Annotated in this window: 11 protein-coding genes and 1 pseudogene; 6 read left to right on the forward strand and 6 right to left on the reverse strand. The window is 69.7% G+C overall.

The window, feature by feature from the left end:
* Window positions 1–2: 2 nt before the first annotated feature.
* Window positions 3–494 carry a MarR family transcriptional regulator gene (locus ACFZDL_RS05465; RefSeq protein WP_353592060.1) on the forward strand — a complete coding sequence of 164 codons (492 nt, stop codon included), beginning with the start codon at window positions 3–5 and terminating at the stop codon, window positions 492–494.
* A gap of 312 nt (window positions 495–806) precedes the next feature.
* Complete coding sequence (locus ACFZDL_RS05470) at window positions 807–1,472, forward strand: DUF4142 domain-containing protein (protein WP_353592061.1); 666 nt, start codon at window positions 807–809, stop codon at window positions 1,470–1,472.
* 141 nt (window positions 1,473–1,613) lie between these two features.
* On the opposite strand, the gene ACFZDL_RS05475 is transcribed toward ACFZDL_RS05470, so the two are convergent.
* From ACFZDL_RS05475 to ACFZDL_RS05495, 5 genes are all read right to left on the reverse strand, one after another.
* Complete coding sequence (locus ACFZDL_RS05475; protein ID WP_353592062.1) at window positions 1,614–2,912, reverse strand: ArsB/NhaD family transporter; 1,299 nt, start codon at window positions 2,910–2,912, stop codon at window positions 1,614–1,616.
* Window positions 2,909–3,193: a CBS domain-containing protein gene (locus tag ACFZDL_RS05480; RefSeq protein WP_353592063.1), complete on the reverse strand. Its 285-nt coding sequence runs from the start codon at window positions 3,191–3,193 to the stop codon at window positions 2,909–2,911. Before ACFZDL_RS05480 ends, ACFZDL_RS05475 begins: the two co-directional genes overlap by 4 nt.
* A gap of 165 nt (window positions 3,194–3,358) precedes the next feature.
* Entirely contained in the window at window positions 3,359–4,123 is a 765-nt protein-coding gene (madM, locus tag ACFZDL_RS05485) for a malonate transporter subunit MadM (protein WP_353592064.1), read from the reverse strand.
* Between the two features lies 1 nt (window position 4,124).
* Window positions 4,125–4,544, reverse strand: a complete 420-nt coding sequence (gene madL, locus ACFZDL_RS05490) for a malonate transporter subunit MadL (RefSeq protein ID WP_353592065.1) — start codon at window positions 4,542–4,544, stop codon at window positions 4,125–4,127.
* A 110-nt stretch (window positions 4,545–4,654) separates the two neighbouring features.
* Window positions 4,655–7,603, reverse strand: a complete 2,949-nt coding sequence (locus tag ACFZDL_RS05495; RefSeq protein WP_353592066.1) for an AMP-binding protein — start codon at window positions 7,601–7,603, stop codon at window positions 4,655–4,657.
* Window positions 7,604–7,735: 132 nt separating this feature from the next.
* On the opposite strand from ACFZDL_RS05495, the gene ACFZDL_RS05500 reads away from it, so the two are divergent.
* Together ACFZDL_RS05500 and ACFZDL_RS05505 are read left to right on the forward strand one after the other, a co-directional pair.
* The gene (locus ACFZDL_RS05500; RefSeq protein WP_353592067.1) at window positions 7,736–8,413 is read left to right on the forward strand and encodes a GntR family transcriptional regulator; all 678 of its coding nucleotides are present in this window, start codon (window positions 7,736–7,738) and stop codon (window positions 8,411–8,413) included.
* A gap of 14 nt (window positions 8,414–8,427) precedes the next feature.
* A pseudogene (locus tag ACFZDL_RS05505) lies at window positions 8,428–8,976 on the forward strand (CocE/NonD family hydrolase C-terminal non-catalytic domain-containing protein); the annotation flags it as partial.
* Window positions 8,977–9,001: 25 nt separating this feature from the next.
* Here ACFZDL_RS05505 and ACFZDL_RS05510 read toward each other — a convergent pair.
* The gene (locus ACFZDL_RS05510; RefSeq protein ID WP_353592068.1) at window positions 9,002–9,796 is read right to left on the reverse strand and encodes a SigB/SigF/SigG family RNA polymerase sigma factor; all 795 of its coding nucleotides are present in this window, start codon (window positions 9,794–9,796) and stop codon (window positions 9,002–9,004) included.
* 102 nt (window positions 9,797–9,898) lie between these two features.
* Between ACFZDL_RS05510 and ACFZDL_RS05515 the strand changes: the two genes are divergently transcribed.
* Both ACFZDL_RS05515 and ACFZDL_RS05520 read left to right on the forward strand, forming a co-directional pair.
* A complete protein-coding gene (locus ACFZDL_RS05515) occupies window positions 9,899–11,029 on the forward strand; it encodes an aromatic acid exporter family protein (protein ID WP_391190449.1) in 1,131 nt (376 codons plus the stop codon).
* Between the two features lie 197 nt (window positions 11,030–11,226).
* Window positions 11,227–12,264: a YihY/virulence factor BrkB family protein gene (locus ACFZDL_RS05520; RefSeq protein ID WP_353592069.1), complete on the forward strand. Its 1,038-nt coding sequence runs from the start codon at window positions 11,227–11,229 to the stop codon at window positions 12,262–12,264.
* The last annotated feature ends 36 nt before the right edge of the window (window positions 12,265–12,300 follow it).

A 12,300-nucleotide genomic window follows, 5' to 3' on the forward strand; every position in this document is an offset into this window, starting at 1 on the left:
GTATGTCGCGCCGTTCACCCACCCCCGCGTCCGACGCCGAGGCGATGGTCACCGCCCTGCTGACCGCGTCCCGTCTGCTGGTCGCCATCTCCGTCCGGTCCCTGGCCGCGGTCGAGGATTCGCTGACGCTGCCTCAGTTCCGGATGCTGGTCGTCCTCGACAGCAGGGGGCCACTGAACCTTTCCGGGCTGGCAGAAGAGCTGGGAGTCCAGCCGTCGACCGCGATGCGTATGATCGACCGTCTGGTCGCGGCGGGCGTGGTCGCACGCGGGGTCTCCGCGGAGGACCGGCGCACCAGTGTGATCTCACTGACCAAGGCCGGCCGACGGATCGTGGCCGAAGCGACCGCTCGGCGCCGACAGGAGATCGCACGCATCGTCGAGTCCATGCCCGCCGGGCAGCGACGCCATCTGGTCGAGGCACTGCAGGCGTTCACGGAAGCCGGTGGCGAACCCACCGTCGAGGACGCCCAGCACGCTCGCGCGACCTGGTGATCCCGGCCGATCAGGCCACGGTCGACGAACACCCGAGGAAATGAGACTGTGCAAAATTTGCACGGCCTCACCATATTCGCCGACCTGTGACCCGCGATGCCCGTCAGCGTCCGGTCCACGTGCGGTCACGCCTCCCCTCACCGCCAGGCAAGCGAGTGACTGTAGCGGACGCCCACAGAACCCGCCATGCGTTCAGCGGACTCCATCAAAGTGCAAAAGTTGCACTGTCTAAATGCCTAGCGTGCTGAGTGCCCGAGACCCAGGGGTCGTATCCCCCCACAGACGGACCCGCATCCGGAACCTGGAGGCACCATGACCGCTCACGCCCGCTCGCTGCACGGCCGCCCACGCAACCTCACCATCACGGCCGTCGTGCTCGTCGCCCTGGCCGTCCTCGCCGGAGCGGTGGTGTGGGCCACCCGGGGAAACGCGAACGCGACGGAAGGCGCGTCGTCGAACTTCCCGAGCGCCAAACCGGCCTCGCCCGGCGACGTGGTCACCACAGCCGGCTCGGTGAGCAAGCTCGACATCGAGTTCCTGAAGAAGGTGCGTCAGGCCAATCTGTGGGAGGCGCCAGCCGGACGGCTCGCCCAGACCCACGCCACAAGCGAATCCGTCAAACGGGCGGGGCTGCACATCATGGAAGGCCACGCCAGTCTCGACGAGTTCGTCCGCAACACCGCCGAGGCGCTGAACGTCTCCCTGCCGGACGTGGCCAGCGAAGAACAGCTCGGCTTCGTCCGTACCCTGGAGAACGCCCAGGGCGCCGACTTCGACAAGAAGTTCTCCAACATCCTGCGCGGCACCCATGGCAAGATCTTCGTCACCATCGCGCAGGTCCGCGCCAGTACCAAGAACTCCCTGATACGCCGCTTCGCCTCCGAGGTCAACCGCACCGTTCTCGACCACCAGAACGTCCTGGACGACTCCGGCCTGGTCGACGAGGCCACCTTCGACGACATCGCCTCCACCTTCTGACCGCGCCACGCCTTCCACGGCAGGCCTGAGCGTCCCGACGAGCAGCGGCGGGGCCGAGGAGAACCTTCCCCGCCCGCCCCCGCTCCGGTCCCTCCTCGCGGTGGCGCGGTGGGGTCGGCGGCCCGTTCGGTGGACTGGCCGTCAGTTCAGGGCGAAGTACCGCAGCCACAGGTATCCGGCGGCGATGGTGACCGTCACCGCGGTCACGACCAGGCCGTACTTGGTGAACTGCCAGAAGGAGATGGGCTGGCGATTGCGTTCGGCGATCCCCAGGACCACGACGTTGGCGGAGGCGCCGATGGCGGTGGCATTGCCACCGAGGTCGGCCCCCAGAGCCAGCGCCCACCACAGCACGTGGACACCGTCACCGCCGAAGCCGTGCGCCAGGTCGGCCGTGATGGGAGCCATGGTGGCGACATACGGAATGTTGTCGACGACACCGGACAACACCGCGGAACCGAACACCAACAGCATCGTCGCGCCGAGTTCGCTGCCACCGGTCGCGTCCGCGAGGGCACGGGAGATCTCCCCGATGACACCGGTCTCGATCAGCGAACCCACCATGATGAACAGCCCGGCGAAGAAGGCGAGCGTCGGCCACTCGACCTCCTTCAGCGCCTCCCCCGTCTCCACCTTCGAGACGGCGATCAGCAGCCCGGCGCCGAGCAGGGCGACCACGCTCGGCGCGTAGTGCAGCACCGGATGTGCCACAAAACCGACGATGACCAGGGCGAGCACACCCAGGCCCTGGTACAGCAGCCGGTGGTCGCGGATCGCCTCGTGCTCCTGCAGCGCCATCACTTCGGCGGCGCGCTTCTCGTCGTACACGAACACCGTGCGGAACATCAGCCGGCACATCACCACCAGAACGACGGTGAGGATCGCGGCGATCGGCGCCAGATGGACCAGGAAGTCGTTGAAGGTCAGCCCGCCCCGGCTGGCGATGATGATGTTCGGCGGGTCGCCGACCAAGGTGGCGGTACCCCCGATGTTGGAGGCCATCACCTCGGCGATCAGAAAGGGTGCGACGGGCAGTGCGAGGCGCTCGCACACCAGCAGGGTGACCGGCGCGATCAGCAACACCGTCGTGACGTTGTCCAGCAGCGCCGACGCCGACGCGGTGATCACTATCAGCATCGCCATCACCCGGAAAGGCCTGCCGCGGGCCCGTTTGACCGCCCAGATCGCCAGATACTCGAACAGGCCCGTCTGCCGCAGCACACCGACGATCGCCATCATCCCCAGCAACAGGAAGATGACGTTCCAGTCGATCCCGGAGTGCTCGTCGAAGAACGCCGCCACATCGTCCGTGGCGCCGAGCGCGAGCATGGCCCCCGCCCCGGCCAGCGCGGCGGCCGTACGGTGCACATGCTCGCTGATGATCGCCGCATAGGCGGTCACGAAAACAGCGATCGCCGCCCAGCTGTGCCAGTCGCTCATGTCACCCCAAGGAGTCGTTCCAGCAGATGCGCGGCGGTGATCACGCCGAGCAACCGGGCGCCACCGTGCTCCCGGCTCCCCTCTCGCCCCACCATCGCGATCAGCGGACTGCGTTCGCGCGCCATGAGCGCGGCGACCTCCAGCGCCGTGTCGTCCGGATCCGCGATGGGCGGCTTCCGGCGCTCCCCGGGCAGACAGTCGGCCACCCGCCGCCCCGCCAGCGCCTGGCACAGCCGGTCCGCGTGCGGCTCGTCCACCACCGCCGCCAGCGTCGTCTCCATCCGGGCCGCGGGCGGCGCGGCCCCGGCAGCTCACTTCGCCCTGTCCTCACCCGCATCGTCATCCGGGAGCCTCACAAGATCCTCCATGTCGAAGGGACGGACGACCGGCACACCGTGCTGCTGCGGGTGGTGGTGGAGCACGCGATACGCCCACGGGCGATCGCCTCACCCACCGACGATGGCCCGCAGCACCATGTACAACAGCGACGGGCCGAGCAGGCAGCCGACGCCTGTGTAGAAAGTGGCCGTCATGGCCCCATAGGGGACCAGGCGCTTGTCGGTGGCCGCGAGGCCGCCGGCCACGCCGGAGGTCGTACCCAGCAGGCCACCGAAGGCCATGGCGGACTTCGGGTTGTTCAGACCGATCAGTGGGGCGATGAGCGGTGTCCCCACCATCACCACCACGGATTTGACCAGACCGGCCGCCACCGACAACGCGATCACGTCCGAGCTCGCGCCCACCGCCGTGCCGGTCACCGGCCCGACGATGTACGTGGCCGCACCGGCGCCAATGGTCGCCAGCGATTTGGCGTCCGTGTAGCCGAAGAAGGCGGCGATCACGGCCCCGATCACGAACGAGATGACCACGCCCAGCAGGATCGACAACCCGCCGGACAGCCCGGCACGCTTGATCACCTTCAGGTCGACGCCGTAGGCGGTGGAGACGATCGCGAAGTCCCGAAGCATCGCGCCGCCCATCAGGCTCAGCCCGGAGAGCGCTGAGAAGTCGGCGAGCCCGTGCTCGCCGTCGGTCACCGTGCCGCCCCAGTAGGCCAGGACCAGGCCGAGGAGGATGGCGATGGCGGAGCCCTGCAGCCGGCCGCGGGTCAGCGTCTTGGACAACCACCCGCCGGCCAGCATCAGCGCGCCGACCAGCCCGAAGGCCACGAGCAGGCCGTTGTCTTCGAAGACGGATGTGAACCGGTCCATCTCAGGCCCCCTGCTTCTCGTCCGCGCTCAGTGTCTGCGGCGTCTCCAGTGGTTCCAGTGGTTCGCCCGGTTCGCCGATCCGCGCCAGCGCGGGCACCAGGGCGAACCCTGCGGCGACGGCGCCGAGGCCCGCCAGGATCGCCATCGGACCGCCGGTGACCGCCTTGACCACGTTCTGCGCGGAGGCCATGGCGATGACGATCGGTATGTACATCGCGCTCCAGAAGAGCACGCCCTGCTCGGAGACCTCGGGGAACTTCCCCTTCCGGCGGAGCTGGTGGGTGACCAGCACCAGCATGATCATGGCGAAGCCGACTCCGCCGACATTGGCATCGACGCCGACCGCGACGCCGAGCAGTTCACCGACGAGTGTGCCGGCGAGCACGCACACCGCCAGGGCTGCGACTCCATAGATAACCATCGTCTTCTCCACACTGAGAGACACCGGGGGGACATGGGGGAAACAGGGGACTTGCGAGGGGGAACAGAGGTGAGGCCGGCCGGCGCCGTTGTCCGCGGCCGGTCGGCGGATCAGGCGTCCGCGCCCGCGAACAGGTCGGCGTAGCGCTTGCGCAGTTCGGCCTTCTGCACCTTCCCCATCACATTGCGGGGCAGGGCGGCGACGACGCGCACGGCGCGCGGGTGCTTGAACCGGGCGAGGTCCTTGGCGACGAAGTCCAGCAGCTCGGCCTCTTGGGGGTGCTGGCCCGGGGCCGGTACGACGACGGCCACCACCGTCTCGCCGAAGTCCGGGTGGGGGACGCCGATCACGGCCGACTCCAGCACCGTGGGGTGGCCGTCGAGCAGTTCCTCGACCTCCTTGGGGTAGATGTTGTAGCCCCCGGAGATCACGAGGTCCTTGCCCCGGCCGACGATGCACAGATAGCCGTCCTCGTCGATGCGGCCCAGGTCGCCGGTGATGAAGAAGCCGTCCTCGCGGAACTCCGCGGCGGTCTTCTCGGGCAACTGCCAGTAACCGGTGAAGACGTTCGGGCCGCGGACCTCGATGCTGCCGACCTCGCCGTCGGGCAGCGGCCGTCCGGTCGTGCCGTCCACGACCCGGATCTGGGTGCCGGGGAGCGGCAGGCCGACGGTGCCGGGCTTGCGCGGTCCGCCGGTGCAGGGGTTGCTGGTGTTCATGCCGGTCTCGGTCATCCCGTAGCGCTCCAGGATGGCGTGGCCGGTGCGGGCTTCGAAGGCCTGGTGATCGCTCGCGAGCAGCGGAGCCGATCCGGAGACGAACAGCCGCATCGAGGCGCAGGCCTCGGGGGTGAGCCGGTCGTCCTTCAGCAGCCGGGTGTAGAAGGTGGGGACGCCCATGAGCACCGTGGCACGGGGCAGCAGGCCGACGACCGTCGCGGCGTCGAACTTCGGCAGGTAGTACATGGAGGCGCCCGCCGTCAGGGTCATGTTCGCGGCGACGAAGAGACCGTGGATGTGGAAGATCGGCAGGGCGTGGATCAGCCGGTCCTCGGCGGTGTACTGCCAGGCCTCCAGCAGCGCCCGGCAGTTGGAGGCGAGGTTGCCGTGGGAGAGCACCGCGCCCTTGGAGCGCCCGGTGGTGCCGGACGTGTAGAGGATCGCCGCCGGGTCGTCGGCCGACGCGTCGAAGACCTCCTCGCGCCGGCCGTCGCCGTCGCCGTCCAGGAGGGTGCCGTCGCCGTCGAGGAGGGTGCCGTCGCCGGCGGTGCCGAGGGTCTCGACGACGAGCCCCTGCTCCGCGCGGTGCGCGTGGTCGGCCAGGCGGTCGGGCGAGCAGACGAGGACGCGGGGCCGGGCGTCGCCGATGAAGTAGTCCATCTCCGCACCGGTGTAGGCGGTGTTGAGCGGCAGGAAGACGCCGCCGATCCGCAGGGTCGCCAGGTACAGCGCGATGGCCTCCGGCGACTTCTCCACCTGCATGGCGACCCGGTCACCGGGGGTGACGCCGTCGGCGACGAGACGGGCGGCGATCCGCCGCACGGTCTCAGCGGTCTGGCGGTAGGTGATCCTCTGCCCGTCGGGCAGCTCGAAGAGCGCCTTGTCCGGTCGTCGCTCCGTCTGCTCGACGAAGGACCGGTAGATGGTCGTGAAGGGCGCCATCGGGGGTGTTCCTCTCTCGCCGTCCGGGGTGGTGGACGCGTCGTGGATGGGGGAAGCCGTAGGGGCGGCCGGGAGGACGTCGCGCAGCGGCCCGCCGAGCGCCACGGTGCGGTTGCGGATGAAGTCCTCGTGCCGGCGCTCCAGCTTCTCCGGCTCATAGCGGTAATTGATCATCGCGCCGTAGGACTGCCGCCAGGCCTCCGGTGAGCTGTTCGCCGGCCAGTTCAGCCGCCAGGCGGTGGCCCCGTTGCCCAGGTGGAAGCGGGCGACCGGGTCGAGGGGGCGCCCGTCGTCGCGCCGCTCGACCGCGATGTACCGGGCCAGGGCGGGAAAGAGCCGGGGGCGGATCTGCTCGGCGTCCTCCGCGCTGAGGTTCGCCGGTTCCTCCACGGCGTCCAGCTCCCGGACGAGCAGCCGCAGGTCGGCGTCCTGCTCGGCCTGCTCGCCCAGCCAGCGCCGGAATCCGGGGATGGGCGAGAGCGTGACGAACTGCGTCAAGTGCGGCAGCTGCTCCCCCACTTGCTCGATGACCTGCTTGATGAGGAAGCTGCCGAAGGAGACTCCGGCCAGGCCGTCCAGAGCATTGTTGATCGAGTAGAGCGCTGCCGTGTCCGCTTGCGCGGGGCTCATCGCCGGGCCGTTCTCCAGCAGCGGGGCGATGCGCTCCGGCATGCCGCGCACCAGGGCGACCTCCACGAAGATCAGTGGCACGTCCCCGGTGGCCGGGTGGAAGAAGGCGTAGGCACGGCGGTCCTCGGGCTGCAGACGGCGGCGGAGCTCGGCCCTGCCCGCCATCGGGTGGACCTTCTCGTAATGCAGCAGGTGGTCGTGCAGTTCCTTCGGCGAGTCCCAGGTGATCTCCTCCATCCGGAGGAAGCCGCGGTTGAACCAGGAGGTCAGCAGGTGGTGAAGGTCGTGGTCGAGGGAGCGCAGCTCGGGGTGGTGGCGCACCAGCCGACGCAGGTCCGCCCGCATCCGGACCAGGGCGAGCGTGGCGCCGGGTGCGTGGTTCATCCTGCGCAGCAGCTGCTGGCGGGCCGGCTCGACCACGTCGAAGAGCCGGACCAGCTCCTCGCCGCCCTCGGACCCGGAGCTCCTGGCCGCCTCCCACCGGTGGAATGCGGCGCGGACCTGCTCGGCGTCGACGTCGTAGGTCTGGGTGACGTGGGTGAAGAAGGCGAGCCTGCCGATGTCGTCGAGCGCGTCGTAGGCGGTCAGGGCCCGAGCCGCGACCGCCCGCATCGAGGCTTCGCCCACGTCGCTCATCAGGACTTCACAGGCGGCGAGCAGCTGGTCCAGCGGGGAGTCGTACTGCTCGCCGGCCGCGGGGTCGCCGCCACGCCGTCGCCCGAGCGCCTGGAACAGCTCGGTGAGCAGCCAGCCGTCATGACGTCCCATCTCTGCTCCTTCGTCCCGCCTCCGGCTCCGGACGCATTACATATGCATAAACGCGTCTGATGTATATAACAGCGCTCGCGTGAGATGCACCACCCCCTGTCCAGGTCGGATAATCTGGGCTCGGAGGTGTCCATGGCTCGAGTCCCGGAATCACAGCGCGTGCGGGACGCGCTCGAGAACGCCGTCATCGACGGCCGCTACCGACCCGGTGAGCGCCTGGATCCGGCCCAGCTCGAGCGGGAGTACGGATGCTCGCGCACGCCGATCCGGGAAGCCCTCCAGGCCCTGGAGCGCTCCGGACTGGTGCAGATCCGCCCCAAACGCGGCACGTACGTCACCGAGTTGAGCATCTCCGAGCTGGCCGAGCGCTTCGAAGTCATGGCCGAGCTCGAGGGAATGGCGGCACGGCTCTCCGCCCGCCGCATCGAGCGGGAGTCGCTGGACGAGCTCGAACAAGCCCTGCAGGAGTGCGTGAAGCACGCCACGGCCGACGACGCCGACCGCTATTACTACGCCAATGCCTGGTTCCACGACATCGTCTACGACTCCTGCGGCAACGAGTACCTGCGGCAGCAGGCCCACGCGCTCAAGCGGGCCCTGCAGCCGTACCGGCGGCTGCAGCTGCGCGTGCCGGATCGCATGCGGCGCTCGCTGGCCGAGCACCGAGAGATCGCCGACGCCATCGCCGGCGGCGACGCGGACACCGCGGAGAACGCCGCCCGCGACCATGTGCTCGTCCAGGTCAAGGAATTCAGCCAGCTGATGCGGACCTGGCGGCAGGTGACGGAGTCGACGCACAGCGCCGGGTGAACGCGCCCCGCCCGCCGCCGAGGGCATTCACCCGGCGTGAGCGGGTACCTGAGCGCCCCCGGAACACCCCAGCAGGGAGCGCTGTGAGTTCGTACGCGAACATCTTCGTCATCGGCCTGGACGGACCCAACCTGGCCACGCTGCAGAACCTGGTCTTCGACACGGCCCCGCTCACCGAGCGCGTGGAGATCCTCGGTTCACCGACGGTCGACCTCGGCCTGTCGGCCTCGGAGCCGGTCGCCGTGTTCGCGGCGCGCATCTCCGACGTGGCAGACGGCGGGCCACCCGCGTCACATACGGGCTGCTCAGCCTCGCCCACCACCGGGAGACCGGGCAACCCGAACCGCTGGAGCCCGGACGCCGCTACCGGGCGACCATCGACCTCAACGGCGTGGCCGATCGTCAAGGACCGGGGAACGGTGCGCTTCGAAGACATCGGCCTCGACGTCGGGCGGCGCGCCTACGAGCGATATGTCGTGGACGCCACCCTCGACGGCTATGAGGGCGACCGGCGGGTGTTCTCCCGGACGTGGAACGAGTCGGTGCCACGCGACGGCCTGTGAGCTGACGGCTGGTTCGGGGCGAGCGTCACACCGCCCGGGCTTCGATCTGGTCGTGCAACCGGGCGCAGGTCCGGCTGATGAGGCGTGAGACGTGCATCTGCGAGATGCCGAGCTGTTCGGCGATCCGGGTCTGCGTCTCCTCGCGGAAGAAGCGCAGGTAGAGGATGTGCTGCTCGCGTTCGGGCAGGGCGCGCAGCTTGGGCTTGAGTGCCTCCCGCTGGATGACGCGGTCGTAGGAGGGCTCCGTGGTGCCGAGAGTGTCGGCGAGGGAGTATCCGTCGTCGGCTCCGGGCAGTTCGGCGTCCAGTGACAGCGCGGAGAAGCTGCCCATCGCCTCCAGCCCCAGCAGCACGTCCTCCTCACTCATGCCGGTGTGCCGGACGATCTCCGACACGCTGGGGGAACGGTCGTCCGGGGTGCGGGTGAGGTCCTGGACGGCGGCGCGCACGCGGTTGCGGAGCTCCTGCACGCGGCGCGGCACGTGTACGCCCCACATGTGGTCCCGGAAGTGACGCTTGATCTCCCCGACGACCGTGGGCACGGCGAAGCTCTCGAAGGCGTTGCCGCGGTCCGGCTCGTAGCGCTTGACGGCCTTCACCAGGCCCAGCATCGCGACCTGGCGCAGATCCTCGGCGGATTCACCGCGGTTGTGGAACCGCCGCGCCAGCCGCTCCGCCATCGGCATCCACGCGCACACGACCTCCTGCCGCAGCGCCTCCTTCTTGGGACCGTCGGGCAGGGCGGCGATGCGCCGGAACTCGGCGGTGGTGTCGGGGGCGTCGTCGTGCGGATGCCTGCTGCGTGTGCGGACGACGGTCATGCGCCTATCTCTCCCTCTTCGCGTGGTCGGTGCACCGCGGGAGACACGTGCGACTGCGTGGGCGCAGGACACAGCACGCCCCTGAGCAGCCGAACCGCTCTCGTGGCGTGCCTCCGGTCCGAAGCACGACGTTCGCCTGCCCGGGGCGCCTACCCGCAAACACCAGCCACCTGCCGAGTTGCGCGGGTCCTTGCCTTCAAGGCGGCCCTGGCCGCGTGCCTGGCGTGGGCGGTTGCGGGCTGGTGGCTGAAGGCGCCGATGGCGTTCGTCGCGCCGTGGGTGGCGATCATGCTGGTGGAGTCGACGGTGTACCGGTCGATCGCGCACGGGTTGCAGCAGGTGGCGGCCATCGCCACCGGGACGGTGGTGGCCACTGGTGCGGCTTTGACGCTCGATTCCACGATGGCGGCGATGAGCCTGGTGCTGCCGGTGGCGGTGCTGCTGGGCAGCTGGCAGGGCCTGGGCGGCCAGGGCGTCTATGCGGCCACCGGCGCCCTGTTCGTCCTGACCAGCGACCCGGTCAGCATTCCCTCGTCGGCGGCCCGGGTCACCGAGGCGGTCTTCGGCGCTGCGATGGGCATCGCGGTCAATGCGCTGATCCGGCCCCCGGTGTACCTGCGCAGCACCCGCGCCGCGCTGGAGGACGCGGCCTGCGAGGCACAGGAGGTCCTCGACGCGGTCGCCGACGGGCTGGCCTGCGACGAGTGGGATGCCCGTGCGGCCGGTTCCTTGCATGAACGGGCCCTGCTCCTGGGGAGGCTGGTGGATCAGGCCCGCTCCGCGGTCGGTCGGAGCCGGGAGAGCCTGCGCGCCAACCCGCGTCGCCGCAGCGGCGGCGTGTCGCCTCCCGGCCAGGACTACGACGACGCGGTCACCGTCCTGGACTACGTGGCTGTCCACACCACGGGCGTCACCCGGGCGGTGCTGGAGGCCTGCGACGACGATCGGAAAGAACCGCGGCCGGGCCCGCCCGTCGCCATGGCGTACGCGGAGTTCCTGCGCGGCAGCGCCCGCGCCATCCAGCTCTACACCCGAAGCCGGTTCTCCCCGGCCGGCAAGGACTGGCAGGTGGACCAGGAGCTGCGCGAGGTCGTCGAGGACCTGGGCCGCACGCTGGAGGATCTGCGGCAGAGGCTGCCGGGCGCGGTGCCCGAGGGTCCCGACGCACTGGCGACGTACGGCATGCTGCTGGCCCAGGCGCGCCGCCTGGCCGACCAGTTGGTCAGGCGCTGACCCGTGCGCGGACCCCGCGGGTCGGCGACCGGTGTCGCCTTCGATGGCGTTGTCGATCTGCGTGACGCCGTACGCCTCCCGATGGGCGCGGGCCGAGTGACCGCGCGTTTCGTGGTTACTCGTCTCGTATGGCGAAGCTCATGAGACTGGGACACAAGGGTGAGGACACTCGCCATGGCCGAGGCCACTTACCCGACATGGAGGCCGACGAGCCAGGACGCCGCGCCGATTCCCACGGCCGCGCGGACGAGCCGGAGAGGTTCGGTCCCGGCCCGGAAGTCGAGCGCAAAGCGCCGGATGCTCCCAGCGAGCTGCCGAAGAAGTCGTGGGGGGCGGTGCTGCGCGGGACGTTCAGGGAGTTCAAGGACGACGAGCTGACCGACCGTGCGGCAGCCCTGACCTACTTCGGCATCCTGTCGCTGTTCCCCGCGCTGCTGGTGCTGGTCTCCCTGCTGGGCATCGGCGGGCAGTCGGCCACCAACGCGGTCCTGGAAAACGTCCAGCAGCTCGCCCCGGGCGTCGACCGCGATGTGATCCGTAGCACGGTGCAGCAGCTGCAGGGCAACGTCGGCACCGGGTCGGCCATGGCGATCCTCGGCCTGGCCCTGGCCGTCTGGTCGGCGTCCGGCTACGTGGCGGCGTTCATCCGCGCCTCCAACGCCGTCTACGACATGCCCGAAGGCCGCCCGGTGTGGAAGGTGCTGCCGCTGCGACTGGCCCTGACCGTCGTGCTGATGATCCTCTCGGCCCTCAGCGCACTGATCGTGGTCTTCACCGGCCCCCTGGCCCGCCGGGCCGGCGATGTGCTCGGGATCGGCGACACCGCACTGACCGTCTGGTCGATCGCGAAGTGGCCGGTCCTGGTCGTCCTGGTCACCCTCATGATCGCGATCTTGTACTGGGCCAGCCCCAACGCGAAGGTCCGCGGATTCAGGTGGATCACGCCGGGCAGCTTTCTCGCCCTGGTCATCTGGATGATCGCCTCGGCCGGGTTCGCGTTCTACGTGGCGAATTTCGCCTCCTACAACAAGACCTACGGCACCTTCGCCGGCGTGATCATCTTCGTGGTGTGGCTGTGGATAACCGACATCGCGATCCTGCTGGGCCTGGAGTTCGACGCCGAGACCGCCCGCCAGCGCGCCGTCGCCGGCGGATATCCGCCCCAGGAAGAGCCGTACGTAGAACCGCGTGACACCCGCAAGTGGGACGAGGAAGACCGCCGCCGCCTGGAGTGAACACCAGCAGGCGCGGGGGCGCCGCACGGCAGGCTC

This window comes from Streptomyces sp. NPDC007917 (assembly GCF_042959105.1).
GTDB lineage: Bacteria > Actinomycetota > Actinomycetes > Streptomycetales > Streptomycetaceae > Streptomyces.

What these genes read in the sequence shown, in the direction of transcription:
- ACFZDL_RS05465 (WP_353592060.1), top strand. Translation starts at nt 3, where the DNA reads ATGTCGCGCCGTTCACCCACCCCCGCGTCCGACGCCGAGGCGATGGTC.
- ACFZDL_RS05495 (WP_353592066.1), bottom strand. Translation starts at nt 7,603, where the DNA reads ATGGGACGTCATGACGGCTGGCTGCTCACCGAGCTGTTCCAGGCGCTC.
- ACFZDL_RS05500 (WP_353592067.1), top strand. Translation starts at nt 7,736, where the DNA reads ATGGCTCGAGTCCCGGAATCACAGCGCGTGCGGGACGCGCTCGAGAAC.
- ACFZDL_RS05470 (WP_353592061.1), top strand. Translation starts at nt 807, where the DNA reads ATGACCGCTCACGCCCGCTCGCTGCACGGCCGCCCACGCAACCTCACC.
- madM (WP_353592064.1), bottom strand. Translation starts at nt 4,123, where the DNA reads ATGGACCGGTTCACATCCGTCTTCGAAGACAACGGCCTGCTCGTGGCC.
- ACFZDL_RS05480 (WP_353592063.1), bottom strand. Translation starts at nt 3,193, where the DNA reads ATGGAGACGACGCTGGCGGCGGTGGTGGACGAGCCGCACGCGGACCGG.
- ACFZDL_RS05475 (WP_353592062.1), bottom strand. Translation starts at nt 2,912, where the DNA reads ATGAGCGACTGGCACAGCTGGGCGGCGATCGCTGTTTTCGTGACCGCC.
- ACFZDL_RS05520 (WP_353592069.1), top strand. Translation starts at nt 11,227, where the DNA reads ATGGAGGCCGACGAGCCAGGACGCCGCGCCGATTCCCACGGCCGCGCG.
- madL (WP_353592065.1), bottom strand. Translation starts at nt 4,544, where the DNA reads ATGGTTATCTATGGAGTCGCAGCCCTGGCGGTGTGCGTGCTCGCCGGC.
- ACFZDL_RS05510 (WP_353592068.1), bottom strand. Translation starts at nt 9,796, where the DNA reads ATGACCGTCGTCCGCACACGCAGCAGGCATCCGCACGACGACGCCCCC.